Annotated in this window: 26 protein-coding genes; 12 read left to right on the top strand and 14 right to left on the bottom strand. The window is 51.5% G+C overall.

All coding sequences use genetic code 11. The annotated features are described in order from the left end of the window. Window positions 1–41: 41 nt before the first annotated feature. From QZH36_RS03235 to QZH36_RS03220, 4 genes are all read right to left on the bottom strand, one after another. The gene (locus tag QZH36_RS03235) at window positions 42–245 is read right to left on the bottom strand and encodes a YnfU family zinc-binding protein (RefSeq protein ID WP_301729641.1); all 204 of its coding nucleotides are present in this window, start codon (window positions 243–245) and stop codon (window positions 42–44) included. A 422-nt stretch (window positions 246–667) separates the two neighbouring features. Beyond that, complete coding sequence (locus tag QZH36_RS03230) at window positions 668–829, bottom strand: YnfU family zinc-binding protein (protein WP_301289502.1); 162 nt, start codon at window positions 827–829, stop codon at window positions 668–670. Between the two features lie 532 nt (window positions 830–1,361). Next, window positions 1,362–1,634, bottom strand: coding sequence for a hypothetical protein (locus QZH36_RS03225; protein WP_301729640.1), 273 nt, complete (start codon window positions 1,632–1,634; stop codon window positions 1,362–1,364). 723 nt (window positions 1,635–2,357) lie between these two features. Beyond that, the gene (locus tag QZH36_RS03220; protein ID WP_301729639.1) at window positions 2,358–2,972 is read right to left on the bottom strand and encodes a TetR/AcrR family transcriptional regulator; all 615 of its coding nucleotides are present in this window, start codon (window positions 2,970–2,972) and stop codon (window positions 2,358–2,360) included. A gap of 99 nt (window positions 2,973–3,071) precedes the next feature. Here QZH36_RS03220 and QZH36_RS03215 point away from each other — a divergent pair, with 99 nt between their 5' ends. The 3 genes from QZH36_RS03215 (at window position 3,072) to QZH36_RS03205 (ending at window position 5,986) form a co-directional block, all read left to right on the top strand. Continuing rightward, a complete protein-coding gene (locus QZH36_RS03215; protein WP_301729638.1) occupies window positions 3,072–4,079 on the top strand; it encodes an NAD(P)-dependent oxidoreductase in 1,008 nt (335 codons plus the stop codon). Window positions 4,080–4,310: 231 nt separating this feature from the next. Continuing rightward, window positions 4,311–5,063, top strand: a complete 753-nt coding sequence (locus tag QZH36_RS03210) for an NAD-dependent epimerase/dehydratase family protein (RefSeq protein WP_301729637.1) — start codon at window positions 4,311–4,313, stop codon at window positions 5,061–5,063. A 224-nt stretch (window positions 5,064–5,287) separates the two neighbouring features. Beyond that, window positions 5,288–5,986, top strand: a complete 699-nt coding sequence (locus QZH36_RS03205) for an aspartate/glutamate racemase family protein (RefSeq protein WP_301729636.1) — start codon at window positions 5,288–5,290, stop codon at window positions 5,984–5,986. Between the two features lie 105 nt (window positions 5,987–6,091). Here the strand turns inward: QZH36_RS03205 and QZH36_RS03200 are convergent, their stop codons facing one another. Beyond that, window positions 6,092–6,703: a TetR/AcrR family transcriptional regulator gene (locus QZH36_RS03200; RefSeq protein WP_253454385.1), complete on the bottom strand. Its 612-nt coding sequence runs from the start codon at window positions 6,701–6,703 to the stop codon at window positions 6,092–6,094. A gap of 150 nt (window positions 6,704–6,853) precedes the next feature. On the opposite strand from QZH36_RS03200, the gene QZH36_RS03195 reads away from it, so the two are divergent. Beyond that, a complete protein-coding gene (locus QZH36_RS03195; protein WP_301729726.1) occupies window positions 6,854–7,255 on the top strand; it encodes a RidA family protein in 402 nt (133 codons plus the stop codon). Between the two features lie 168 nt (window positions 7,256–7,423). On the opposite strand, the gene QZH36_RS03190 is transcribed toward QZH36_RS03195, so the two are convergent. Continuing rightward, window positions 7,424–8,326 (bottom strand): LysR family transcriptional regulator, encoded by a 903-nt coding sequence (locus QZH36_RS03190; RefSeq protein ID WP_253454384.1) that lies wholly within the window; start codon window positions 8,324–8,326, stop codon window positions 7,424–7,426. 100 nt (window positions 8,327–8,426) lie between these two features. Here QZH36_RS03190 and QZH36_RS03185 point away from each other — a divergent pair, with 100 nt between their 5' ends. Further along, on the top strand, window positions 8,427–9,257 hold the full coding sequence (locus QZH36_RS03185) for an SDR family oxidoreductase (protein WP_301729635.1): 831 nt from the start codon (window positions 8,427–8,429) through the stop codon (window positions 9,255–9,257). A gap of 175 nt (window positions 9,258–9,432) precedes the next feature. Here QZH36_RS03185 and QZH36_RS03180 read toward each other — a convergent pair whose 3' ends face one another. Further along, window positions 9,433–9,768: an EthD domain-containing protein gene (locus tag QZH36_RS03180; protein ID WP_301729634.1), complete on the bottom strand. Its 336-nt coding sequence runs from the start codon at window positions 9,766–9,768 to the stop codon at window positions 9,433–9,435. Here QZH36_RS03180 and QZH36_RS03175 point away from each other — a divergent pair. Continuing rightward, entirely contained in the window at window positions 9,767–10,816 is a 1,050-nt protein-coding gene (locus QZH36_RS03175) for an AraC family transcriptional regulator (protein WP_301729633.1), read from the top strand. The two genes, QZH36_RS03180 and QZH36_RS03175, sit on opposite strands and share 2 nt — an antisense overlap. 168 nt (window positions 10,817–10,984) lie before the next feature. On the opposite strand, the gene QZH36_RS03170 is transcribed toward QZH36_RS03175, so the two are convergent. Beyond that, window positions 10,985–11,980, bottom strand: coding sequence for a serine hydrolase domain-containing protein (locus QZH36_RS03170; RefSeq protein ID WP_301729632.1), 996 nt, complete (start codon window positions 11,978–11,980; stop codon window positions 10,985–10,987). Window positions 11,981–12,367: 387 nt separating this feature from the next. On the opposite strand from QZH36_RS03170, the gene QZH36_RS03165 reads away from it, so the two are divergent. Continuing rightward, window positions 12,368–12,751 carry a lysozyme inhibitor LprI family protein gene (locus tag QZH36_RS03165; protein ID WP_301729631.1) on the top strand — a complete coding sequence of 128 codons (384 nt, stop codon included), beginning with the start codon at window positions 12,368–12,370 and terminating at the stop codon, window positions 12,749–12,751. 238 nt (window positions 12,752–12,989) lie between these two features. Here the strand turns inward: QZH36_RS03165 and QZH36_RS03160 are convergent, their stop codons facing one another. The 5 genes from QZH36_RS03160 to QZH36_RS03140 form a co-directional block, all read right to left on the bottom strand. Continuing rightward, a complete protein-coding gene (locus QZH36_RS03160; RefSeq protein ID WP_445235117.1) occupies window positions 12,990–13,394 on the bottom strand; it encodes a GNAT family N-acetyltransferase in 405 nt (134 codons plus the stop codon). A 404-nt stretch (window positions 13,395–13,798) separates the two neighbouring features. After that, window positions 13,799–14,275, bottom strand: a complete 477-nt coding sequence (locus QZH36_RS03155; RefSeq protein ID WP_301729629.1) for a GNAT family N-acetyltransferase — start codon at window positions 14,273–14,275, stop codon at window positions 13,799–13,801. A gap of 241 nt (window positions 14,276–14,516) precedes the next feature. After that, window positions 14,517–15,701 (bottom strand): L-dopachrome tautomerase-related protein, encoded by a 1,185-nt coding sequence (locus QZH36_RS03150; RefSeq protein WP_301729628.1) that lies wholly within the window; start codon window positions 15,699–15,701, stop codon window positions 14,517–14,519. Window positions 15,702–15,840: 139 nt separating this feature from the next. Next, window positions 15,841–16,152: a putative quinol monooxygenase gene (locus QZH36_RS03145; RefSeq protein WP_301729627.1), complete on the bottom strand. Its 312-nt coding sequence runs from the start codon at window positions 16,150–16,152 to the stop codon at window positions 15,841–15,843. A gap of 109 nt (window positions 16,153–16,261) precedes the next feature. Then, the gene (locus tag QZH36_RS03140; RefSeq protein WP_301729626.1) at window positions 16,262–17,263 is read right to left on the bottom strand and encodes a zinc-binding alcohol dehydrogenase family protein; all 1,002 of its coding nucleotides are present in this window, start codon (window positions 17,261–17,263) and stop codon (window positions 16,262–16,264) included. Window positions 17,264–17,441: 178 nt separating this feature from the next. Between QZH36_RS03140 and QZH36_RS03135 the strand changes: the two genes are divergently transcribed. Together QZH36_RS03135 and QZH36_RS03130 are read left to right on the top strand one after the other, a co-directional pair. Continuing rightward, window positions 17,442–18,359: a LysR family transcriptional regulator gene (locus QZH36_RS03135; protein ID WP_301729625.1), complete on the top strand. Its 918-nt coding sequence runs from the start codon at window positions 17,442–17,444 to the stop codon at window positions 18,357–18,359. 213 nt (window positions 18,360–18,572) lie between these two features. Continuing rightward, window positions 18,573–18,983, top strand: a complete 411-nt coding sequence (locus tag QZH36_RS03130) for an ASCH domain-containing protein (RefSeq protein WP_301729624.1) — start codon at window positions 18,573–18,575, stop codon at window positions 18,981–18,983. A 117-nt stretch (window positions 18,984–19,100) separates the two neighbouring features. Here the strand turns inward: QZH36_RS03130 and QZH36_RS03125 are convergent, their stop codons facing one another. Continuing rightward, a complete protein-coding gene (locus QZH36_RS03125) occupies window positions 19,101–20,498 on the bottom strand; it encodes an amidase (RefSeq protein WP_301729623.1) in 1,398 nt (465 codons plus the stop codon). Between the two features lie 150 nt (window positions 20,499–20,648). Here QZH36_RS03125 and QZH36_RS03120 point away from each other — a divergent pair, with 150 nt between their 5' ends. The 3 genes from QZH36_RS03120 to betB all read left to right on the top strand — a co-directional run bounded on the left by QZH36_RS03120 (window position 20,649) and on the right by betB (window position 23,716). Next, complete coding sequence (locus tag QZH36_RS03120; RefSeq protein WP_253454377.1) at window positions 20,649–21,242, top strand: TetR/AcrR family transcriptional regulator; 594 nt, start codon at window positions 20,649–20,651, stop codon at window positions 21,240–21,242. A 393-nt stretch (window positions 21,243–21,635) separates the two neighbouring features. Continuing rightward, window positions 21,636–22,232 carry a transcriptional regulator BetI gene (gene betI, locus QZH36_RS03115; RefSeq protein ID WP_253454376.1) on the top strand — a complete coding sequence of 199 codons (597 nt, stop codon included), beginning with the start codon at window positions 21,636–21,638 and terminating at the stop codon, window positions 22,230–22,232. A 26-nt stretch (window positions 22,233–22,258) separates the two neighbouring features. Further along, window positions 22,259–23,716 (top strand): betaine-aldehyde dehydrogenase, encoded by a 1,458-nt coding sequence (gene betB / locus QZH36_RS03110; RefSeq protein WP_253460990.1) that lies wholly within the window; start codon window positions 22,259–22,261, stop codon window positions 23,714–23,716. Window positions 23,717–23,724 lie beyond the last annotated feature (8 nt).

The following is a 23,724-nucleotide window of genomic DNA, read 5'->3' as shown; positions in this document are numbered from 1 at the left end:
AAATCAGTTCAGAAACGTTCTCTCAGGATGTGCATAAGGCATCAGGGATTTTTCAGCTGCTGGTCAAGGTATTCACTGCAGCATACTGCAGCGTCAGGATCCAAAGTCAGGGGCTGGCGTGGTGAGACAAACAGGGCTTTACACCCAGGACAAAGCATCGCCTGTTTCAGACGCACTTTTGAGGCTGGCTGGTCTGAACTCAAATCACAGGCAGGACAGACGACCCTGGGCGTGCTCCTTATCAACTTCCTTGCATAGCCAGGAAGAGACAGGGTGATTAACCTTGCAAGGAATGCGCTTCACGCCAGCATTAATGGCTAAATTATAGACGTTTTTTTCCATGGTGACTGGCCGGACTGTGGCCTGATGAGGAATCGTTAACTTTTCCGTGAACTGAAGCCTGCATGCTGATTAATTAACGCTACGAAGGAATTGATAACGTTCTGTATTTCGTAAACGCAGCGCAAAGTAAACGGATGCCGATGCCGGGCGTAAATTAACATCCTCACAGACGTCTCAGCTGGCGTCACAAGTCTTCAGACAAATCAGGTTTACTCTGAAGAGGTTTCTAACCCATATAATCACAATAAGCTGCCGCCAGGAGCTTATTAATCGGCTCAGGCAGTGTTAACAAGCCACCTGGCTTAATTCTTTATCATCAGGTTAATCAGTCAGGGTTTACAAATATCGATTTGCAGTGTGGGCAGAGCAATGTTTGCTTTTTGCCTATTTTTTTAATCGACTGCTGGGACTTTCTTTGACATACAGGACATGTAGACGAAGACGTTATTTCGGTGATTTGGTCCATAATTCGATTGAAGTAGGACATGATGTTTGGCCTTAAAAATGAATGAGATGTACTCTACCATCTCTGGTGGTTTTTTTATACATCTAATAAAGGTTTATGGGTTTGTAGTAAAATATTTTCGGAACGGATTGACCGGTTGACACACAATAATATGAGTAACGTCCACTTTTGGCACAGAGCAGAAAATTGCGCGGAGAGATGACAGCTTTGAAAGAGGGCAGACTTACCTTAAAACAGAACATCCACGCTGAATTCATCTCCTGATTGTGATGTTATCTGGCTAAGCATTACTAACTTTGGTGAGGCAGGTTAAATCCCTATCTTAACGTGCTGACTTCTGGTTAATGGCAGGCAGGTTATTGATATTTATAGTGAACTTGCCCGTAAAACTCCTGTAGCCGTTAGGTTTTTTAGCTGCAATTGGTGGTTTTTCTGGAGGGGTGTTAAAAACAAAGCAGGCTATATGATGAGGAAAAATAAAAGTAAAAGCAGTAATGCCTGAGGTAGCAGTAGTAAATAAATAAACTTCCCTGGCGAAAGATTTGCGATTATATTAACAATATTCAAGCAGTTGCCTGACAGACTCCTTTTCTTCGAGGTATTCGAAAGAGAGTAGACGGATTTTTTCATGGTTGTAAAGCCATTCGGAATCGTTTCGTTGAATATTTTCTCCAGGCCTGAAGCACACACCAGATGCAGCCCGAACTATCGCATACTTCCCATTAGTAAACACAACCCTGTGGATGAAGAAAGGCTGATTTTCCCCACCTAACTTCCGGTTATCGATAATGTTGCCTTCAAAAAAAACATTTTTTCTGGGTTTCATAAAGTTACCTTTATAACAGGGGTAAAGTCAGTGTGTTTCCGTCTTTATTTTTCCTTCCTTATCAAGCGCGAGAGTCAGCCTGGTACCAATCCATCTGCATTCTAAACTGTACAGTAACACCTCGCGAGCAAAACGTCCCAGCGGCCTCGCTCCTGATTTTTCCTGCTTTCGCAGCTGTCCAGCGAGCATATGCAAGACGGGTAACATGCACACTTATTCCCTCGAAATGGCTGAGTCATTTTTTCATGAGTTAGTGCTCTTTTAAATGCATTGTTAATTATAAGTCATTATTTAATAATTTTTTCTATTATATTATGTTCATTTACTTTTGACAGATATGTGCGCTTATCAGGAAACAACGTGAGAATTTACTGTTCTACTTTTCCATAGAGAATTTATAAGGAAATCAGAAGGAATTCTACTTACTGAGGAGCGCCCGGCAGCTAAAAGCACAGGCAGGCGGAGCAATTTATAAGGGTTCACGACTACGGCACTCGGGTAGGCTGGCGTCTTGCTGTCGCGCATCCGGGGCGCGTGGCCGCCATCATTTCCCAAAACGGCAAACCTGATGAGGCAGGACAGGGCGAGAACCGGGCACCTGTCCAGAGATACTGGCATGAACCCGGACAGCAGAACCGGAATGCGCTGCATGATGTTCCGAGACCGGCCGGTGTTCGCTACAGACGAAAAGCTGATATCCTGGCCTGTTATCTGCGCAGACCTTCAGCTTTCGCCCGTCTGTATGAGTCCGCCAATCAGCGAGGCGAAGGCTGTAACCGCTTCCGTTTCCTTCAGTCGCCCACGGGTAAGGGCCACGGACAGCGCTTCTCCCGCGCCGACCAGGCCGATGCAGCATTGCTGTAGTGATTGGGGCGTCATATTGACATGGGGTGTCAGAATTGACGCAAACATGGCGACACAATTGTCCAGAAGTTCCTGGAAAACGACCGCCTTTTCTTCACTCCCCGCCAGCGCCGCTCCCACTGCGTGAAACTCGTCCGTTTTGTCTGCGGCGCAGTGTATATAGGCGCTCGCCAGCATCTGTACCGTTTCCTGCTGGCTTCGGGGAGTCGCGCTCATGGCCTCAGTAAACGTCCTTACCCGTTCCATATCTATCCACCTGTACAGCTGGATCAGTAACGTCGAACGAGTCGCGAAATGATCGTAAACCACAGGTTTCGAGACGCCTGCACGCACGGCCAGATGGCCCAGCGTGAGGCGATCCGCATTTTCCTCGCGCACGATCAGAAGCGCGGTATCGAGAAGCTGTTGTCGCCGTTCTGCCTTCGACAGGCGCCGGGCAGGCGACCCGGTAGCCGGAGCCTTGTGTTCTTTCATTCTCTCTTTCTCATTAAACCTACTAAAAGTAGCTTATGTTGCTGTGGAGTGCTATCTTTCCTACCAATAGTAGCTTATCACACACAAGGAACCTCGCTTATGTCATTTGCTCCTGTCTTACTGCTGGGCGGCTCCGGATCTATTGGTGGTCAGACTGCCCGGGCAATACGCGCTGCTTATCCCGATCTTCCCTTGCTGATAGGGGGGCGCGACCTTGCCAGGGCGCAGCACGCCGCCGCAAAAATGGGAGGTGCGGAAGGTATAGCGATTGACACCGCCCGTGCAGACCTTGGCCTCGGCGAGCGAAAAATCAGTGCGGTGGTCGTCCTCTATAAAGACCATACGCTTGCTGCACTCCGCTTTGCTCAGTCACGAGGCGTACCCCATTTGAGTATTTCTTCTGGCGTGTTCGAGATTGCTCCGGAAATCGCAAGCTTTATGCACGCTCCGGGCGCGTCGGCAGTGGTGCTCGGCTATGAGTGGCTGGTCGGTGCCACGACGGTGCCTGCGCTTCATCTGAGCAAAGCGTTTGGCCAGGTACATGAAATCCGCATTGGGGCGTTAGTCGATGAACAGGATGTTGGCGGGCCTGCGGTCGCCGCTGATTTCGACCATCTGCACCACCTGTTGCCCGCAGCGCTCACGCGCCGGGCCGGCGTCTATCTGTGGCGCGAGGGCGATGAGGCTAAGGGCACCTTCTCAGCGCTCGACGGCACCAAAATCCCCGCCACGGGCTTTTCTTCGATTGACGTGGTTGGGCTGGCAACTGCTACGGGTGCGCACAGCGTCCTGTTCGATCTCGGCATGGGTATCAGCTCAAGCCGGCGCAAAGGAGGAGCATTCTCCACCGAAATCATTATTGAGATTTCAGGCCTGGATCAGGCCGGGCAGGCTCTTCGTACCCGCAATGCGGTCGTTCATCCGGGGGGAGCCGCACCGTTGACAGGCATGAGCATTGCCCTGCTTCTTGAACGACTGATCGGGCTGGATGGCAAACCGCCGGTGGCGCCGGGTCTCTACTTTCCTTATCAGATTCTGGAAGCGTCGCACTATTTAACGCGGCTTGCGGAAGAGGGAGGGCGGCTTCTGGAACTGCCGCTGTTATAACTGTCGGGTGGCGTACTAAAAGTGCGCCACTTTCCCCTTAATATCGGGCAGGCTCCGGGCGAAAAGGCCTGAGCCTTAAAAAGGATGCCGGGAAAGGCGCTCGCTGGCAGACCTGCATGATTATTTGCCACAGGCCCGGGCGACATACATTTTCAGGTAAGTATGCTATTGCTTTACTGCGTTTTGGTATCACCCGGATTACGGCTTAAATAAAATAAGGATCCCAAGGCTATGGCAGTAAAAAAAATTCTCCTGACGGGTGCCAGCGGTCGTATCGGACGAACCTGGTTTAAGGCGATGTGCAATACCTATGACTTTATCCTTACCGATCTGCATATGCCGGATTATGAGATTGGTTCTCCGCACCAATTTTTTCAGGCAGACCTTGCAAAGCAGGGTGCGGCAGAGAAGCTGCTGACCGCGGCGAAGCCTGATGCGGTAGTGCACCTGGCAGGGATCCCCGACGCCGGGGCCGCCTTCGAACAGCTGTTGCCGGCTAACATTCTGTCCACCACATGGCTGCTTGAAGCCGTGGCTGCCACATCCTGCTCGCGCTTTGTCTTTGCCAGCAGCGCCCAGACGATTGAGGGTTATCCGGTTGATGTGCAGATACATCCGGGGCTGGCCGTCGCGCCTGCCAATCTTTACGGCGTCACGAAATGCTATGGCGAGGCGCTGTGTTCCTTTTATGCCACTCAGCGTGGCCTGTCCTGCGTGGCGCTCAGGATAGGCGCTTTTGAACCTAAAAACGCGGCTGCGCTTAAAACTGCCCGGGATTACAGTGCCTGGCTCAGTCCGGAGGATGCAGTAAGGCTGCTGACCAGCGCTACAGAAGCTGAAAATATTACCTTTTTTATCGGCTATGGCATTTCCGATAACCGGTTTAAGCGATTTGATCTGTCACGTACCAGGGAGGTGCTGGGCTACCAGCCAGTCGATGATGCCTTTCAGGAGTTCAAGCCAGGGCCGGCTCTGTTTGAATAAGCTATCCTGTTCGAAAATACTTTCTTGTTGCGAGAAAAGCTGCGCCTGTAACAATATTAGTCACGCACCGTCCGCTTCTGGCACAAATCAGCGTGCTAAACGGTGGGCTGGTGTTCCCAGGCCTGCTTTAGTTCCAAAGCAGATACCAACTGGCGTACGTCGCCGCTATCAGCGATAAGCTGGAGTAACCACCCTGAACAGATAACAAAATTTAAGGAAACGCAATGCAAACGATTGGGATCCTGGGAGGGATGTCAGCAGCCTCAACACAAATTTATTATCGGAAAATGTGTGAGTTGGTTCGTCAGCGTCTGGGCGGTTTACACTCGCCCGAGCTGCTCATCCGTTCGCTGGATTTTGCCAACATTGAACATTTGCAGGCCAGCGGAAAATGGGACGACGCCGCAACCCTTTTAAATAAGGAGGCGCTGGCGCTGGCGCGCGGCGGGGCCGACTTTATCGTACTGGCGACAAATACCATGCATAAACTGGCGGACCAAATGATGAGCGGCGTTTCCATTCCGCTGCTGCACATTGCTGATGCAACGGCGGCTCGGATCCTTGCAGCGGGCCTTAAAGCGCCAGGCCTGATGGCAACCGCATTTACGATGGAACAAGCTTTTTATCTTGATCGGCTCAGGGCGGTAAAACTTCAGCCCGTTATACCGAATGATGCCGATCGGGCTGAGGTTCATCGCATCATTTATCAGGAGCTGTGCCAGGACGTTATAAACCCGGCCAGTCGCGCTGTTTATGAAAATATCGCACAGCGTTTAGCTGACAACGGCGCTGACTGTGTGATCCTTGGCTGTACCGAAGTCGGCATGTTGCTTAACAGGGATAACGTTTCCGTCCCTGTCTTCGATACCACGCTGATCCACTGCGAAGCTGCCGTTGATAAAGCGCTGGGTGCGAGTGTCTGAAGCGGGAAGTTTGCTTCAATATCACCTCTGGGCTGCAGGAGAAATTATCGCTTTGCTCCTGCGGCTATCTTTCTGCATGCAAAAGCCTGAACCGGCGGTAGCGTTCTAATCAGACTCCTCTTTACCCGAGCGGGTGAGTAAGCTGCTTGCCAGTAGTCTGAATACCTCAATAACTTTTGGCAGCGCCTGCTGCGGATCGTCGCTGGCTGCTATCCACAAGGCCGCATTGAGCGCGGCCCCATTTAAAAGATGTGCGGCGGCATCGGCATCGACGGGTTTTATGACGCCGCTTGCGCTCATTTTTATAATGCTCTGGCGAGTGGATTCCAGGCAGCTATTTTGACCAGGCCACTGAGAAGGGTTGCCAAGAAAGGCCGGACCATCAAGCAGCACGATGCGCCGTACTTCTGCGTCCATCGCCATTTCGATATAGGCGATGCCCTCAGCTATTAACTTTTCCCAGTCATTGCCAGCCGTAGCCGCCGCAGCTTTAGCACGTTGCGCCATTTCACCATCTAACTGTTCGACAACCGCCGCAAGCAGCCCCTTTTTATCGCCAAAATTGGGGTAAAGCGCGCCACGCGTCAGGCCCACGCTGGCAGTAAGCTCATCCATTGATGCGCCTGCGAACCCTTTTTCAGCAAATGCTTTTCGTGCCGCCGCAATCAGTTTTATGCGGTTTTCTTTCATCAGTTCGGCGCGGCTCTTGGTGGCCATACGATATCCTTATGCCATACGCGGCGTATGTTATTTGACATACGCCGCGTATGTGTGATTAATAGTACATACGCAGCGTATATTAAATCATTCCTGTGCGCTGCGCATCCCGCATTCCAACCCGACCTAATCAAAGGAAATCGTATGGCCATCGCCCATCGTGAACCGGTTTTCCCTGCTAATCGACATGCTCTTTATGAGGAACATGGTTATTCTGCCGCAATCCGTTCTGGTGATATGCTGTTTGTTTCCGGCCAGGTCGGCAGCCGCGCCGACGGTACGCCGGAGCCTGATTTCGCCGCGCAGGTGCAGCTTGCGTTTGATAATTTGGCAGCCACGCTTGCCGCAGCGGGGTGTACTTTTGACGATCTGATTGATGTCACAACTTATCATACCGATCCGGAAAATCAGTTTTCGACAATTATGCAGGTGAAGAAATCGATTTTTCCCCATCCCCCTTATCCAAACTGGACTGCCGTTGGCGTGACATGGCTTGCGGGATTCGACTTTGAAATTAAAGTCATTGCCCGCATTCCAGCTCATCAGATATGAAAAATCATATCTGAACAGGCGAAAAATATTTCCCTGAATTCACGGGCCAGAGGCATAAATTAAGGTGGTTCTACCGACTGTTAAATGAGTAATTCGATTACTCAACCCACCTTTCTTATTCTCTGGCCCGTGCCTGGCCTCTTTTCTGAATAAAATAAATCGATTAGGCTATGCCCGGTCGCGCATAACGGCTTTTACCGTGTCGATAAACAGGCGTAATGCGACAGACATATGGCGATGTTGCGGAAAGTAGAGCGCGATGCCCTGTGACGCAATGGTCCAGTCGTCCAACAACGTCACCAGCCGCTGCGTGTCCAGCCACTGTCGGGCGTAGCGCTCCGGGACATAGGCCACACCCAGCCCGGCGACAGCCGCTTCCACCATTAAAGCGCTGCTGTCGAGGGTCAGGCTGCCCGGCACATCCAGCGCAAACTGCTGCTCATGCTGCTGATATTCCCAGTGATACCGTTTACCGCCCGGCAAGCGCTGGCGCAAACAGGTATGCTGCATCAGATCCTGCGGATGCATGATTTTGGGCCGCCCGGCTAAGTAACCGGGCGAGGCCACGGTAATAAAGCGCAGCGGCCCGCTCAGAGCAATGGCAACCATGTCTTTAGGCACATCTTCAATCAGCCGAATGCCCGCATCAAACCCTTGCGCCACGATGTCTATGAGTTGCCCCTGCGCCACTAAATCAATTTCAATCCCCGGCTTTTGCTGGATAAATGTCGGCAGCACCTTTTCCAGCAGAAGGCTAATCGCTGCATCGCTGGCACTGATGCGCAGCGTGCCATAAGGCTGCTGACCGCTGGCGGTAACGTCGTTCAGCAGGTCATCCATTTCCGCCAGTAACGGCGCCAGGCGCGCGATCAGTATTTCACCCGCTTCGGTCAGCGCAACGCTGCGCGTTGTGCGATGGAACAGCTGCACGCCAAGTGTTGCCTCCAGTCCTTTGACAGTATGGCTAAGCGTCGAGCGTTTAAGTCCCAGCACCTCAGCAGCGCGACGAAAACTGCGCTGCCCGGCAATGGTTTTCACCGCCTGCAATTCATTCCAGGAAGGTCGTTTCATTGTTGAATATTTCCCACCACCTCATGCTGATTTGCGGAGATTATGCCACCAATTATTCGGTTTATGCTGTCCTTCGGTTCACTGAATGGAGAAGACCCTAATGAAAACCTGGCTAATAACCGGTGCATCCAGCGGCCTGGGCCGCCTGATGTGTGAAACGCTGCTGGCCCGAGGCGACAGAGTATTTGCCAGCGTCCGCGATCGAGCAGTATTAGACGGTCTGTCAGCAATATACGGCGATCGTTTGCAGGTAACGGTGCTTGATCTCAGTATGGCAGCGACGATAAAACCCACCGTTGAGGCGGCGTTCGCTCAGGCGGGAAGCATTGATATTGTGGTCAGCAACGCGGCTTACGGCCTGTTTGGCGCAGCGGAAGAGCTAAGCGATAGGCAAATTGAGCGTCAGATTGCCACCAATCTTACCGGGTCGATTCAGCTTATCCGCGCGGCAATTCCCTTTTTGCGGCAGCAGGGTGGCGGGCGCATTATGCAGGTGTCGTCGGAAGGCGGCCAGGTCGCCTATCCTGATTTCAGTTTGTATCATGCCACTAAATGGGGAATTGAAGGTTTTGTCGAAGCGGTGCGGCAGGAAGTAGCGGCGTTTGGCATTGACTTTTTGCTGGTCGAGCCGGGGCCGACGGCGACGCGGTTTGGTGCGGGGCTGGATATTGCTGATGCCTTACCGGCCTACCGTGATACGGCAGCGGGGAAACTGCGGGCGGCACTGATGTCCGGAGAGTTTGTGATTAAAGGCGATGCTGAAAAATGCGTGACGGCTATGATCGCGGCGGCAGATGCTGCCAGCCCTCCATTACGTCTGCCGCTGGGCAGCACAGCCTACGACAATATTGAAGCCGCGTTAAAAATGCGTCTGCACGCGCTGCAAGCAATGAAAGCCGTGGCATATGGCGCAGATCGCCAGGAAGGGTAGGCAGCCAGGCCCGATGAGGTGGAAGGCCAAACAGCTATGAGGCGTTCCACTTCGGTTCTAACCTAAAGCACCGATAGCTGCTTTTGGCACGAGGCGGACATGATTTATCCCTGATAAGGGCGGGGAGATCGCCGTTCCAGACCACGCTTTTCGTCCTGCGTCCCCGGCGGGGTCGTTATTCAACGACGATGAGTTCTTCGGTCACGAGCCGGACTACGGAGCTCAGGTCGATAAAGTTTACGTGGTCCGGATCCACCCTGGTTGCAAAGTTGTCTGACAGAAAGAGTTTATCCATCTCTTCAGCGTTGTCGAACCATGCCTCCACCATGGCGTCAAACCGGGGTAGCTCTGAAGACGCATAATCCATGGGGTATGAAATAACAAAGCGGCGGATCTTCTTTGCTTCAGGAATGGCAAAAAGCAGTGGAGCATGAACGTCGCGACGATAATTCCTGAATTCCTCTATGCTCATACCTTGCCGACGCCTGAAAGCGATAACGACTTTGATCATGAAAATATCCTTTGACGGGGAGCAGCCGGTGCGTCTGCTTCGAAATAAGGATAACCATGGAAGTCGAAACAAACTATGTTTGAATATCCCTATTACTTTCGAGATTGTCCCCATGATTGCTGATCCTTTATCCGATATCATCTCGCTATTGACGCCGAAAACCTACATCGCGGGTGGATTTGACTTCGGGGGGGAATGGGCGCTTCAGTTTGGGAAGCATTCTGGCCTCAAGTATTTTGCGCTGGTATCGGGTAGCGCCTGGCTGGCCATCGATGATGGGCAGGATCCGATAAAGCTTAAGGCGGGTGATTGCGTCCTGCTGCCCAACGGACGTCGGTTCCTGATTGCCCGAGACCTCGCCTTCGAGCCGATCGGCATTGCCACCATACCTGAAGAAGACTGGAACGGCGGGATCGCAACGGTGAACGGCGGGGGAGAAACGACAATGCTCGGCGGCCATTTCGGCTTTGCCGGCGACCATGTCGATATGCTTCTCGGCTCAATGCCAGCCATCATTCGGCTCCGCGATGAAGACGACAAGACAGGTCTGCGATGGGCCCTCGATCGTATGCGCCAGGAACTGTTCGGATCACAGCCGGGTGCCAGGCTTATCGTGCAGCATCTCGCGCATCTGATGCTGGTCCAGGCGCTGCGGCTTTATCTGGATCACGGCTTGGGAAAAGACGTCGGCTGGCTGTTTGCACTTGGTGATAAGCGGATCGCGGCTGCCATTGGCGCAATTCATGCCAGCCCGGGCAGACGATGGACCTTGCCGGCACTTGCGCAGGAGGCCGGGATGTCTCGATCCAAATTCGCTCTCAGGTTTAAAAGTCTATCCGGCGCGTCGCCAATCGAATATCTGACACGATGGCGGATGATGATTGCATGCCACCGGCTCACCAGTGGCACTGAATCTGTCTCTGCAATCGCGCACTCACTAGGTTATGAATCAGAAGCTGCGTTCAGTACGGCGTTTCGACGACTCAATGGATGTTCGCCACGACGGTACTCGTTGAAAAATCCGTCACTAACCGAAACTGATAATTAGTATTTTTCCGGCTGATGAAGTGACCTGGCTCTATTAACTGGCATAAGCCAACGTCCGCTTATGGCACGCAGCAGACCTGCGCTCTGGAAAGTCCGCTATGAGCGATAAGCAGACATTTAATTCATGTGCGACATTTAGGGGAAACAGCAGGGATACGAATCAATTACTCTAAATATCTTTTAAATTCATTTGATTATATAATTTTAGAGCGACAGAAGAAACATCATAATCTTCGATGTTTGATAATACCGCAAGAGTAAAACCTTGACATTGCGAGCGTATGAAATAACTTTCTCTGCCAAAAGTAGAACCGAGGTGGTAATAAACTCGCCCGAAAGCACCTTCTTCCAGTTCAATACCAAAGCAGTATGGATTATGATCTTCAATCATAATCCCTTCATCAGTAAAACCAGGAAGAGGGGTAAGCATTTTCTGTATTAATTCATCTCCTCCTACTGAAGCAGAAGAAAAATTCAGACCCCATTTCATCAGGTCATTAGCAGATGAATGGATAAGGCCTGCTCCGATTACATCCCATGGACTGTAGACAGGAGAAAAAAAGTCATCTTGTTTTTTTTGATAGCCACTTACCGCTAACTCACTCTGCATCAATCCATTATAAACAAAAGAGTTTTTCATCTCTAGAGGGTCGAATATCTCTCTTTTTACAAAATCTGCAAAGCTTGTCCCGGAAACATTTTCAATCAATTGAGAAAGAAGTATATATCCGGTATTACTATACTCATGCTTTGTGCCTGGAATGAAGCTAAGATGTTCTTTTTCAAAAATCCCTTTAATTATATCTGTTTTTTTAAAGTCTGAAAAATAGTCTATTTCTTTACTTTCAGCTATGTCAAACAGGCATGGGAGCCCTGAAGTGTGGTAAATTAAATTTTCAATAGTTATATCATTATTAAATATTGCTGCTTCGGGGATGTATTCAGCAAGAAGGCTGTTTAATTTCAGTAATCCACGCTCCTCAAGAAGCAGAACACAAAATGCTGTAAATTGTTTTGATACGGATGCAATGTCAAATATGCTATTACTATTTATGGGCGTGTTAAAATGTATATCTTCAACCCCCATTCTGTATTCTAAAGTTCTGCCATCATCGTATTGCATGATGGCGATGACGCCAGGTGTATTGACTAATGGTTTTTCCATGGTTATCAATCAAAGCTGTTCTGTTAAATCATGAGAAGGATTTTAACATAAATTCTCATCATATTGAAATTATTGGTAATTTTTACATGAATGTTTTTGGTTCGTAACGTCTCATAAGAGTGCCGGCTTTTACAATGCGCGACTTGAACCGCTAAAATTACAGTGCCGAATCATTACCCCTTTTGTATGAGCCAGTCATTTACGAACCGAGTCTGACTTAGACATTACAGTATGAGGTACAAACGTCTCACTGTGACACAGCAAAGTGGACTAATGTCAGGCTAATGTCCGATATTAGCGAAGTAAACCATGGAATTGGTGTTTCTTCCAAACCATAAATCTGTATAAAATTAATGCGATAAACGCATAATTCAAAAGGAAACTGACATGAAAAAAACGATTATTCTCTCTTTAGTACTTTTTCCGCTTGCACAGGCAGTGGCGTCCAACTGTGGCGATGCTCAGACTCAGTCTGCAATGAATCAATGCTTTTCTGCAGACTACAAAGAAGCAGACAAAGCTCTCAACAGCACATACCAAAAGACCCTGAAACTCACATCAGGTGAACAACGGAATCTGCTGCAATCATCGCAGAAAAAATGGATCAGCTATCGCGATGCGGATTGTAAATTCCAGACTTATAAATCAAGTGATGGGTCAGTAAGCCCAATGAATACAGCCATTTGTCTTCAGACCAAAACTGAACAGAGAACTAAAGAGCTTGAGAGCATGCTGAAATGTCCTGAAGGTGACGTGAGCTGCCCGCTATAAAACTCCCTAAACCTCAATCATATTTTAAGCATAAGCATATTAAGCAACCGTCGTGCCCTTATTCTAAAATAACTGCCTGAGGGCAGTTATTTCTAATCTATCCCCTCCAGCTGACATGCTCTTTAACAATTAATAAAAAGTAGATTTTATAATGTCCGCTTCTGGCACAGAGCGGACACGGCATCAACATCCTGCAGATTTCCTCTGCCTTCCTGGCAAGCCAAATCAGTACGATAGCTTAACCAGTACAGCCGCCAGGTTCTGCCGAACTGTCGGAAGCCAGTTTACGCAGGAGTTCACCATGAAGATAATAATTCACAATACCATCATTTATTGTGCCCCCTAAAGACTGATAAAAACGATTTGCTCCGGCGTTTGATTTCTCGGCATTCCAGCTGAGGCTACGACACTCATGTTCAAGAGCGAGTTTCGCCATAAAGCGCATTATGGATTCCCCTGTGCCTTTTCCTCTCTCACTCTTGGAGACATAAAGCTCTTTGATATGCAGCTGGCCACTGTACCGGGGAGAAGGGTAGAGAATACTGCAACACGCCAGCCCAACGATATGAGCGTCGCAGCGAGCCCTGAGCACCAGAGTACCGGAGAGCTGACTGAACAGTCGATTGCGGAGGTAATTCTTCAACAGTGGTTCCTGAATGATGCCCTTACCATAATAGTGTTCTTCCATTTCGGTAAAAATTTTCACCATGGATTCCCATTCATCTGGCGGACACAGTTCTACCCTTACTTCCATGTTTACTCCTTTTAGCTAACAAAACGCCACAGCTGAGGTAGGGTTTAGTATCATTGCAGCCATTAACAATTCAGCCCGGTTCTTGGATTAAATCTGCCGACACACCAGAAGCGTCGTTTCAATCGTGTCTTATAGCGTACAACTTGGTCAATCCTGCGCTTTTCAGATGTTAACACGCTCAATTAAGCAATTCAGATATGTACGCTATGAGCGAAAAGCGGACATTAAGATTTGAAGATTTACCCGCCAGAGCTAACTGGTCATATTGATCGTTGCGGTTAGACAGCGAACCACTACTCCTGGAGTTTTATAGACATTTCCATGCAGCGCAGTTCAGCCTGCGCAAAGGCAGATGGATACATACTTTCACGCACAAGTGTGAAACCATGCCTCTCATAAAAAGATTGCGCATTTGGAGTCGAGGACAATGTTAATTCCCTATATCCACGTTCACGAGCTTCACTTTTGATGGCTTCAATAATCTGACTACCTAACCCTTTCCCTGTATATTGAGGTAACGTAAATACAGCCTCAACACTGCCTGAAGAGAGATCAAGAAAGCCTGTCGCTACCAGCTTGTTATCAGAGGCATCAACAACGAAGAAAGGGTTTGCTGCAATGACATTTCTGTAGCTTTCAGGCATTTCTTCCGGTGTCCAGGCTACAATAACCGCATCGTCGTAGCTGTTCTGACATCCGTAGCGTATAGCCTGGTTGCGTATATTCCAGCATTCTTCTGCTTCCACAGGCACTGCAAGTCTGATCTTCATAGCTGCTCCTTGTGCGTTTTCTTCTGCAAACCCCTCACTCTTACCATAAGAGCTCTAAAGCATACTCATCGATTTTGTATAAGATGACAACGTCTGTTTCTGGCACAAAGAGGACTGATTTGGACGCAAATTCCGGTATGAGCGAAAAGCGGACATAACAACCCCCTTTACAGGGGGGCTGAATTAGTCATATTCGTGGTTAACGGAAACCCGTAAGCGTCATAAAGTGAGTCATCCAGGATTATCGGGTTGAAACAGGCTTCTCGTCGATTTTCACGCGCATGAGGGCATACGGCTTGATGCGCATATCTTTACCACTATGGAAGCCCGGCTGCCGGTGCAGCTGGTTGACGGTAAAGTAAAGATATCCGTCATGGGCAACAGAAAGTGTGTCCGGCCAGAGAATTTCCGGCCCGTGAACAAGCGTGGACCAGGTTCCCCGCTTATCCATTTTTCGGACAGCATTGCGCTCGTAATCTCCTGCGTAAATATTGCCTGCAGCATCAGATTCAAGACCGTCAGAGGCCCCTTTTTCGCCCAAGTCCCGTACAGCGGCAGAGAGGCTGTGCTCACTGATGTGGCTGTCTCTCAGCTTCGCAGTTTCAACTGAATAAAGATGACGGCCTGACAGCGGGCTGTAGTAGAGAGTTTTTCCATCGGCCGATAAGGCGATTCCATCAGACGCAACGCTGAAGGGGGCGGTTGATCCGTCTTCATGGCGCTGCAACAGGGTTTCGCCCTCGACAACCGGTACAAAGCCTTTTTCAGGCGAGGTGGAATGGTCGCCGGTCAGGCGGCGCATTGCATCACCTGACGCCAGATCGACAACAATGATACCGCCTGTTCCGGAAAGCGAAGAATCTGTGATGTAGGCGATCCCCGCTTTACCTTCACGATAATCAATACGCAGATCATTTACATAAGTGGCGGGCAGGATTACCTTTGCCGGTAACACAATCGTTTTTACTACCCTGTTACTGCGGAGATCAATCGCAACCAGTTTAGCCCCACCCGCTGCCGGCTGGCTAAAGCCTGGCGATGCGGTATCGAGTACCCAGAGTTTTCCCTGACCATCTGCCACCACACTCTGCACGCTCAGAAAACGTTCAGCTGGACGTGTATTGTCTGCAACATTAATAGCCGCATCTGGATAAGGAACCACTTTCCCCTGCCTGATCTCACCGACGGTAAAAGGCACATCGTCACCCCAGCGCGGGAAATTCACGAATATGCGTCCGTTTTCTGTCACCGTAACCCCGGTCGGCATGGCGTGCCAGAAAGTTGCGACCACTTCCGCTTTTCCTGATGACTGATCACTGGCCAGCTGAACAGGGGCCGCAGAATGATCAGATGGTGCAGCAAATATTGCCGCAGACAGGACGCTCAGTAATAAACCGGCAGCCGTCATCGTATATTTTTTCAGCATTGTTATTTACTCTTTTTAATTTTTCTGCGGTGCCAGGAATATGTCCCGGAGCCATAACTACCCGTAACGGTTGTATATGAGAGCTTACCGGCCAGGCCGGTCTGATCATCAGAAATGGCCCCGAAAGGGGGCCATCTCATTACGCTACTGGCTCGTAATAGGCGACGCTGGCGTCATCGAGATAATCCAGAATCGCAGCGGGCAGTCGCTCGGTTGGCCTGGCCTCACCAAACAGGGTATATAACGTTTCGAAATGGGCATGCAGATCCTCAACACTTTCCCACTGCTCGTTCAGCATAAAACAGCGGGGGTCATGGATATTTTTATTCCACTGATAGACCAGCGGCTTATCCTGGCTCAGCGTCGCCTGCTGGCTGACCCGGGCAACATTTTTATAAAAATCATCTACTTTCCCTTCTTTGATTTTTCCACTAAAAACCAGATATAACATTGTTTTCTCTCTTTTTTGCATGTAAAGCCCGGCTTCTTCCGTAATGGAGAAGCTCAGCCGGGCGGTATAGTTTTCAAAAAGGTGCCGGGTTGAAAATGCCTGCAGAGTTTTAAAATCCTGCCAGCACAATTTTTCCTTTTGCTTTACCGGATTCAATCACGGCATGCGCGCGGCGAATATTTTCAGCCGTTATGGTTCCAAAATGTTCACCCAGTGTTGTACGGATTACCTTTTTATCAATGAGCTCACTGAGGTCCGTCAGGATCTGATGCTGGCTTTGCATATCAGGAGTGGTAAACATCGATCGGGTAAACATCAGTTCCCAGTGAAGCGAAATTGATTTGGTCTTAAGCGGAATAGCGTCAAGCGTCTCGGGATCGTCAATTACCGCAAGCCTTCCCTGCGGTGCCATAACTTCAACAATCTGCTGATAGTGTTTGTCGGTATGCGTCAGGCTGGCAACGTAGCGTACACCGCTGATTCCCAGCTCATTAAGCTGAGGCGCAAAAGGCTGTGTGTGGTCAATAATATGGTGAGCGCCAAGCGATTTGACCCATTCAGCGGTTTCAGGGCGTGAACAGGTGCCTACAATAGTCAGGTTTGTCAGGCTGGCGGCAAACTGAGTCAGGATAGAGCCAACACCACCACCGGCACCGATAATAAGCAATACGTCGTTATTACCCTCATTCACCTCAAGGCGGTCAAACAGCAGCTCCCAGGCAGTGAGAGAGGTGAGCGGCAGCGCAGCGGCTTCTGACATGGAAAGTGACGCGGGTTTACGGCCAGCTATTCTCTCATCAACCAGTGCATACTCCGCATAGGAGCCTGCCCGCATAAGAGAGCCTGCATAGTAAACTTCGTCACCCGGTTTAAACAGGCTGACATCTTCGCCCACTGCCTCAACGATGCCTGCGGCATCCCATCCGAGTACCCGTGGTTCAGCCACGTCAGCATTACGGCGCACTTTAGTGTCGACCGGATTAACCGCGATAGCCGCAATTCTGACCAGCAGATCATGCCTGCCCGGTTGTGGTTTAGGGAGGATGGTCTCATAAAGTGAATTCGCATCCGTAACGGGTAACTTATTATCTTTATAAACAATGGCTTTCATACTGTGATCCTTTGGATATCGTTAAGTAACTGCTTATCTGTTGTAAGAACTTTAAAGCACTCTTTCCGATACAAAAACCAACAAATCAGAGTAAGATTTACACGTTTAAAGTGTAAATGACGCATGCTCCCGTTCTTATTCCCCCGTGTATGTTTCTCTGCTGAAGGTAGAATGCAGAATGCTCAGAATTGAAGATGTCAGAATGTTTGTGCGGGCTACTCAGCTGGGAAGCTTTTCCAGCGTAGCCAGAGAGTCAGGCATAATGCCTGCACAGGTAAGTGCTGCGATATTGCGGCTGGAGAAAACGCTCGGCGTCAGGCTTTTTGTGCGTACAACCCGCAGCCTAAGAATGACGCGAGAGGGAGCAACCTATCTTCCCTATGCTCATGAGATGCTGGAAGTTATCAGGGCGGGAAGTGAAAGTCTGGAGAATCAGACTGGGGAACTTAAGGATGAGCTACGTATTTCAATGCCGTCAGACGTCGGCAGAAGTACTCTGCTGCCGCTGATAACGGCCTTTTGTAAGAAACACCCCGGGGTGGCGGTAAACCTGATGTTTACAGATACCGTCAGCGACGTACATCAGCACCCTGTTGATATCGCCGTGCGTTACGGGATTCTGCCGGATAAAAGCTACGTTGCTCTGCCACTTGCGGAATACAATAAACGTATCCTTGTCGCATCTCCCGCTTACCTTGAACATCACGGTGCGCCGCACTCACTGGAGGAGATTGCTGACCGGGATTGTATTCTTTTTACGCTGAATGGTCATCCCTATGCCAGCTGGTCCTTTTACAATAACCAGCAAAAGCATACGCTTTCCGTGAAAAGTCGCTTTGTCTGTAATGACTCTGAAACTTCACGCAGACTTGCTCTTGAGGGCGTCGGTATCGCCTATAAGTCCTGGTTAGATGTGCATCAGGATATTGCTGAAAACCGGCTGGTGCCCGTACTACCTCATCTGACAGGCGTAAAAAATCCGCTTAGTTTTATCTCTCCTCATCGGAGTCAGATAACCCCCACGGCCAGAGCATTATATGCGGAATTCAAGTCGCATTTTGATCGTCTGAGTATGCAGTTTCCTTTTACGGATTAGATTAGGTCAGTGGTAACCAGAAACGCGATGAACTGATTATTTTTTAGTGGCCAGTGTCCGCTTCTGGCACAAAGCGGACATGTGCAGGCTAAAGTCTACTGTGAGCGAACAGCGGACCACAATACCAGAGGGAAAGCCTCACTGTTAATGTCCGGACAGTTCATGCTAAAACCCTGTATGACATTTTTCATCGACGATTAAAAAGGGCTGTAAATGGCTACAGTTGAGGTATTAAAAGCGAAGTATCCAGGCGCAGATGCCTGGCAAATGGGCGACAGTCCGGAACTGGCCAGCCAGCTTGCTGACCTGATTAAAAAAGGGATCAAAACGGCCTCCTGCGGATCTCTTACCTCTTATCAGCAGGAAGAGCCTGCCCCTAAGATTGGGAGCTATAACATCATCCTTGATGGTCAGAACGTCCCGGTCTGCGTGACCAGACTGGTTTCAATGCGGCTGGTGCGTTTTTGTGATGTTACGGAGACGTTTGCCCGCAAAGAAGGTGAAGGCGATTTAAGCCTTGAATACTGGCAGAAAGAGCATCAGCGATTTTTCACCCGCGAAGGGCATTTTTCTGACGATATGGAGCTGATCGCAGAAGAATTTGAAGTGATTGAGGTGCTGTAAGATAAACGTTCTGGCGTTTAATTCCTTGCCCTTCGCATAGGCCCGCTTCTGTCAAAAGCGGGCCTGCCTCCTTAATTGTTTATTCATATTGCACAGGCAGAAAGCGGTCAGTGCAGATTAATGACCGGCCCAGACGGCGGGTTTGCGATCGCGCCAGGGACAGGCCCGCTCCAGCTGGCCCGCCAGCTGCAACAATACCGGCTCCTGATTAAATCCTGCTAAAAACTGCATACCAATCGGCAGATGGTTCGCCGGGCTGAACCCCAGCGGCACCGACATGGCCGGGGTGCCGCAAACGTTAGCCAGGGCGGTAAAAGGAGACTGGTTAAAAACGTGATGCATCCAGCCGCGCCCGTCCAGATTACCCTGATGAAGATTGTAGCGGCCCAGTTCTACGGGCAAAGCGGGCAGGGCAGGCGTCAGCAACATATCGTACTGCTGATAAAACAGACCCATTTTTTGGGTCACGGCGTTGCGCATATGCATTGCGCCAATCATATCCACGGCGGTCAGCTCGTGCCCAAGCCGCCACAGCGCCAGATTTGCAGGCTCAAGCGTGTCGGCGTTAATCGGCCTGTTCATCATGGCGGCCAGCGCGTCGATCCAGGCCGCGGTATTCGATGCCCAGAACCGCGTATTCATTTCTACAAAAGCGTCCCAGCTGCCGATATCGGGCGCGGCTTCCTCTACCTGATGTCCCAGCGCAATAAGCTGTCCAATAGTCTGTTCCAGCGCGGCAACCACTTCCGGTTCGCTGCGCTGGCCATTTAAAGGATGCGTCATCACGCCGATTTTGAGCTTGCCCGGCTCCTGCGCGGCGCACTCCCTCAGCGTCTGATGCGCAGCGGCAATGATAAAAGGATCGCCGGGCGTATTGCCCTGCACGGCATCCAGCAGAGCCGCGCTGTCGCGCACCGTACGGCTGACGAAGCCATGCACGGCAAGGCCCGACCAGACTTCATCCACTTCCGGGCCCATACTGATGCGGCCACGGCTGGGCTTCAGGCCGAACAGCCCGTTGACTGCAGCCGGTACGCGGATCGAGCCGCCGCCGTCGGTGGCATGGGCGGCGGGCACCATTCCTGACGCCACCGCCGCCGCAGAGCCGCCGCTCGATCCCCCGGCGCTGTAGCGCTTATTCCAGGGATTACGGGTGCCGCCGTTAAAGCTGGGTTCCGTGGTGGTGCTGGTGGCCAGCTCCGGCGTGGTGGTTCGGCCCAGCAGTACCAGCCCGGCCTGGCGCATTTTTTGCGTGAGGACAGAATCCTGCGCGGACACGTACCCCGCCGCCAGCCTACTCCCCAGCTCATTACGGCGGCCGCTAACGGACACGCCGAGATCCTTCACCAGCATCGGCACGCCGTATAACGGGCCTTGCAGATTGCTGTGCTCATCCTGCCAGAGTTCAATCACGGCGCTGACCTCGCCGTTCACTTTTTCTATGGCTTTATTGGCTGCCTCTTTGACTTCTTCAGGCCTGACTTCGCCCTGGGTAATCAGCGCTGCGAGGCCCACAGCGTCGCAAGATGTATAGTCTGAAAGATTCATAAAAATCCGATTCGTGGCTGAGAAGACGACAACACCCTGAAGGTGTATACTGGTTAGTATCTTATGATACCGATTGGTATCGTATAATACTATCCAGTATCGTTGCAATGAGGAAATATGCCCAGACTCTCACAGCCACGCCTTCCCCCGCGCGATCGCCTGCTCCAGGCGGCGGAAACGCTTTTTTATCAGGACGGCATCACTCGCGTGACCGTGGACGCTATTGCCGAAAAAGCGCAGTCCACCAAGATGACGCTTTATCGACATTTTGCTTCCAAAGAAGCGCTGGTTCTGGAATGGATACAGCTACTGGTTGAGGATTACAGTCAGGTATTCGATCGGCTTGCCGAACGGTTTCCGGACGACTCCGCCGCCCAGATTATGGGGTTCGGGCGGTTCCTGGCAGATAATCTTACCGGCACGCTGCAGCGGGGCTGCCCGTTTACCAATACCCTGGCGGAAACCACCGGGCAATTCGCGGAGGTCAGAGCGCTTATTTTTGCCCACAAGCAGCGACAGTTTCAGCGGCTGGCGGCCTTGTGTCGCCAGGCAGGTGCGGGCGAGCCAGAGGCGCTGGCAAAAGAGATTACGCTGCTGCTGGAAGGTTTGCAGGTGGTCGCCCAGAACGGCGGATTTGAGGATCCGGCGGGCTTTGTGCTTGAACAATTAGCTATAAAGCTGGATGGCCTGACGGCCAAAAATCCGCGCTGACAGCTCGTCCCCGGTAAAGCCGGGGCTCGGGCGACCAGCTCCGTCGGCATGTTTACCGACGCTGGTTCGCCAGCACAGGCCGCCCGATTGCTTTTGGCAGGCGTTAAGCCGGTACGCCAGCCTGCCAGACCGCGCTTAAATCCTGGCCAGACCGTTGCATAAGGTCATCAGAAAGGCTTCTTTACAACGCATTTGCGCCCGTTGTTGCTCGCTTATTTATTAACACGCCATCCGCAAATAAATAGCATAAATACAGAAGGTTAACCTGATTCCACGCGTTGCTGTTTCGTTAACTTTTTTCATGCCTCCACGCCTGTCATTTTTTTCTTGATTGAACGTTCAATATAAAAAGTCTATAATCTCTCTTATTCAATAGCTGAAACCGATTAAGCGATGCCAAAAGTTGGAATGAAAGCCATCCGCCAGGCGCAGTTAATTCATGCGACGCTGACGGTGATTGACCGGGTCGGCCTGGCCGATGCCAGCCTGGCGCTGATAGCCAGAGAGGCGGGCGTCTCCACGGGGATCGTCAGCCACTACTTCGGCGATAAAAATGGCCTGCTGGATGCCTGTATGCGTCAGATCCTGCTGGATCTCTACAGGGCGGTGGAGCATCACCGCAGCGTCGCGGCCGACGATCCGCAGGCGCAGATCCGCGCGATTATCGATGGCAACTTCGACGATTCGCAGATTGCCGGGCCGGTGCTGAAAACCTGGCTGGCGTTCTGGAGCAGCAGCCTGCATCAGCCCGATTTGCAGCGTTTGCAGCGAATCAACGACCGGCGACTGCACTCCAATCTGACGGCGCAGTTCGCCAGAGCGCTGCCGATAGATGCGGCGCGGGCGGCGGGCGCCAGCATGGCGGCGCTGATCGACGGCCTGTGGCTGCGCATGACGCTGGCGCCCCAGCCGATGGCGCAGGGCCTGCTCGATGCGCGTCAGCTTTGCTATCAAAATCTTGCGCTGTGGCTTTCCGGCCCGGCAACCTAACCCTTAAAGGAGGAGACATGGCCGATATGCAACGCCGTGGACTTTACATCAATGGCCGCGAAGAAGCGGGTCAAGGCGAAACATTCACCACCATCAACCCCGCTAATGGCGAAGTGCTGGCGGAAATCACCTCGGCCAGCCAGCAGGATATCGATCGCGCGGTCGCCTCCGCCGAAGCCGGTCAGCGTATCTGGCGTAGCTATACGCCGGTTGAACGTAGCCGCGTACTGTTAAAAGCCGTGGCGCTCTTGCGCGAGCGCAACGATGAGCTGGCCGCGCTGGAAACCGCCGACACCGGTAAACCGCTGAGCGAAACGGAAGCGGTGGACATCGTAACCGGCGCGGACGTGCTGGAATACTACGCGGGCCTGGCCGTAGCGGTCGAAGGCGAATCCATCCCGCTGCGCGACAGCGCGCTGGTCTACACACGCCGCGAGCCGCTGGGCGTTTGCGCCGGTATCGGCGCCTGGAACTATCCGATCCAGATCGCCATGTGGAAAAGCGCGCCCGCGCTGGCTACCGGCAACGCCATGATTTTCAAACCCAGCGAAGTCACGCCGCTTACCGCGCTGGAACTGGCAAAAATCTTCACCGAGGCTGGTCTGCCGGACGGCGTCTTTAACGTGGTGCAGGGCGCCGGAAGCGTCGGCCAGGGCCTGAGCCAGCATCCGAAAATTGCCAAAGTCTCCTTTACCGGCGAAGTCAACACCGGCAAACGCGTAATGGCGGATGCGGCGCTGGCTAACCTCAAGTCGGTCACGATGGAGCTGGGCGGTAAATCGCCGCTGATTATCTTTGAAGACGCCGAGCTGGAACGTGCCGTAGACGGCGCCATGATGGCCAACTTCTACAGCACCGGCCAGGTCTGCACCAACGGCACGCGCGTGTTTATTCATCGCTCTTTAAAAGCGGAGTTTGAAAAGCGTCTGCTGGAAAAAATGCGCGGCATCAAGTGCGGCGATCCGACTAAGCCGGAAACCAACTTCGGCCCGCTGGTCAGCGAAGAGCACTGCCAGAAAGTGGTTAGCTATATGGAAATCGGCAAGCAGGAAGGCGCGCGGGTGCTGGCAGGCGGTTCCCGTATCACCGAAGGCGACATGGCGAAAGGCTGTTACGTGGAGCCTACCGTCTTCACCGACTGCACCGACGAAATGCGTATCGTGCAGGAAGAGATCTTCGGGCCGGTTATGAGCGTGCTGGTCTTTGATGACGAGCAGGAAGTTATCGATCGCGCCAACAACACCGAATACGGCCTGGCCGCAGGCGTGTTCACCACCTCGTTGAATCGCGCGCACCGCGTTATTCATCAGCTGGAAGCGGGCATCTGCTGGGTGAACAGCTGGGGCGAATCGCCTGCGCCAATGCCGGTCGGCGGCTATAAGCAGTCCGGCGTGGGGCGTGAGAACGGTCTGGAAACGCTCCATCACTATACCCGCACCAAATCCGTACTGATTGAAATGGGCGACTATCCGTCCGCGTTTTGATGGCGGTT

The organism is Erwinia wuhanensis (assembly GCF_030484085.1).
In the GTDB taxonomy this organism is placed as follows: domain Bacteria; phylum Pseudomonadota; class Gammaproteobacteria; order Enterobacterales; family Enterobacteriaceae; genus Erwinia; species Erwinia aeris.
The sequence above is the reverse complement of the archived record's forward strand: the minus strand, read 5'-3'. Positions and strand labels throughout refer to the sequence as shown.

Excerpts from the sequence above, each read along its gene's own strand:
- QZH36_RS03230 (WP_301289502.1), bottom strand. The coding sequence starts at position 829 with ATGTCCTACTTCAATCGAATTATGGACCAAATCACCGAAATAACGTCT.
- QZH36_RS03220 (WP_301729639.1), bottom strand. The coding sequence starts at position 2,972 with ATGAAAGAACACAAGGCTCCGGCTACCGGGTCGCCTGCCCGGCGCCTG.
- QZH36_RS03150 (WP_301729628.1), bottom strand. The coding sequence starts at position 15,701 with ATGCTGAAAAAATATACGATGACGGCTGCCGGTTTATTACTGAGCGTC.
- QZH36_RS03175 (WP_301729633.1), top strand. The coding sequence starts at position 9,767 with ATGAAAATATCCTTTGACGGGGAGCAGCCGGTGCGTCTGCTTCGAAAT.
- QZH36_RS03135 (WP_301729625.1), top strand. The coding sequence starts at position 17,442 with ATGCTCAGAATTGAAGATGTCAGAATGTTTGTGCGGGCTACTCAGCTG.
- QZH36_RS03155 (WP_301729629.1), bottom strand. The coding sequence starts at position 14,275 with ATGAAGATCAGACTTGCAGTGCCTGTGGAAGCAGAAGAATGCTGGAAT.
- QZH36_RS03210 (WP_301729637.1), top strand. The coding sequence starts at position 4,311 with ATGGCAGTAAAAAAAATTCTCCTGACGGGTGCCAGCGGTCGTATCGGA.
- QZH36_RS03165 (WP_301729631.1), top strand. The coding sequence starts at position 12,368 with ATGAAAAAAACGATTATTCTCTCTTTAGTACTTTTTCCGCTTGCACAG.
- betI (WP_253454376.1), top strand. The coding sequence starts at position 21,636 with ATGCCAAAAGTTGGAATGAAAGCCATCCGCCAGGCGCAGTTAATTCAT.
- QZH36_RS03145 (WP_301729627.1), bottom strand. The coding sequence starts at position 16,152 with ATGTTATATCTGGTTTTTAGTGGAAAAATCAAAGAAGGGAAAGTAGAT.
- QZH36_RS03225 (WP_301729640.1), bottom strand. The coding sequence starts at position 1,634 with ATGAAACCCAGAAAAAATGTTTTTTTTGAAGGCAACATTATCGATAAC.
- QZH36_RS03190 (WP_253454384.1), bottom strand. The coding sequence starts at position 8,326 with ATGAAACGACCTTCCTGGAATGAATTGCAGGCGGTGAAAACCATTGCC.
- betB (WP_253460990.1), top strand. The coding sequence starts at position 22,259 with ATGCAACGCCGTGGACTTTACATCAATGGCCGCGAAGAAGCGGGTCAA.
- QZH36_RS03170 (WP_301729632.1), bottom strand. The coding sequence starts at position 11,980 with ATGGAAAAACCATTAGTCAATACACCTGGCGTCATCGCCATCATGCAA.
- QZH36_RS03205 (WP_301729636.1), top strand. The coding sequence starts at position 5,288 with ATGCAAACGATTGGGATCCTGGGAGGGATGTCAGCAGCCTCAACACAA.
- QZH36_RS03140 (WP_301729626.1), bottom strand. The coding sequence starts at position 17,263 with ATGAAAGCCATTGTTTATAAAGATAATAAGTTACCCGTTACGGATGCG.
- QZH36_RS03185 (WP_301729635.1), top strand. The coding sequence starts at position 8,427 with ATGAAAACCTGGCTAATAACCGGTGCATCCAGCGGCCTGGGCCGCCTG.
- QZH36_RS03215 (WP_301729638.1), top strand. The coding sequence starts at position 3,072 with ATGTCATTTGCTCCTGTCTTACTGCTGGGCGGCTCCGGATCTATTGGT.
- QZH36_RS03130 (WP_301729624.1), top strand. The coding sequence starts at position 18,573 with ATGGCTACAGTTGAGGTATTAAAAGCGAAGTATCCAGGCGCAGATGCC.
- QZH36_RS03180 (WP_301729634.1), bottom strand. The coding sequence starts at position 9,768 with ATGATCAAAGTCGTTATCGCTTTCAGGCGTCGGCAAGGTATGAGCATA.
- QZH36_RS03120 (WP_253454377.1), top strand. The coding sequence starts at position 20,649 with ATGCCCAGACTCTCACAGCCACGCCTTCCCCCGCGCGATCGCCTGCTC.
- QZH36_RS03200 (WP_253454385.1), bottom strand. The coding sequence starts at position 6,703 with ATGGCCACCAAGAGCCGCGCCGAACTGATGAAAGAAAACCGCATAAAA.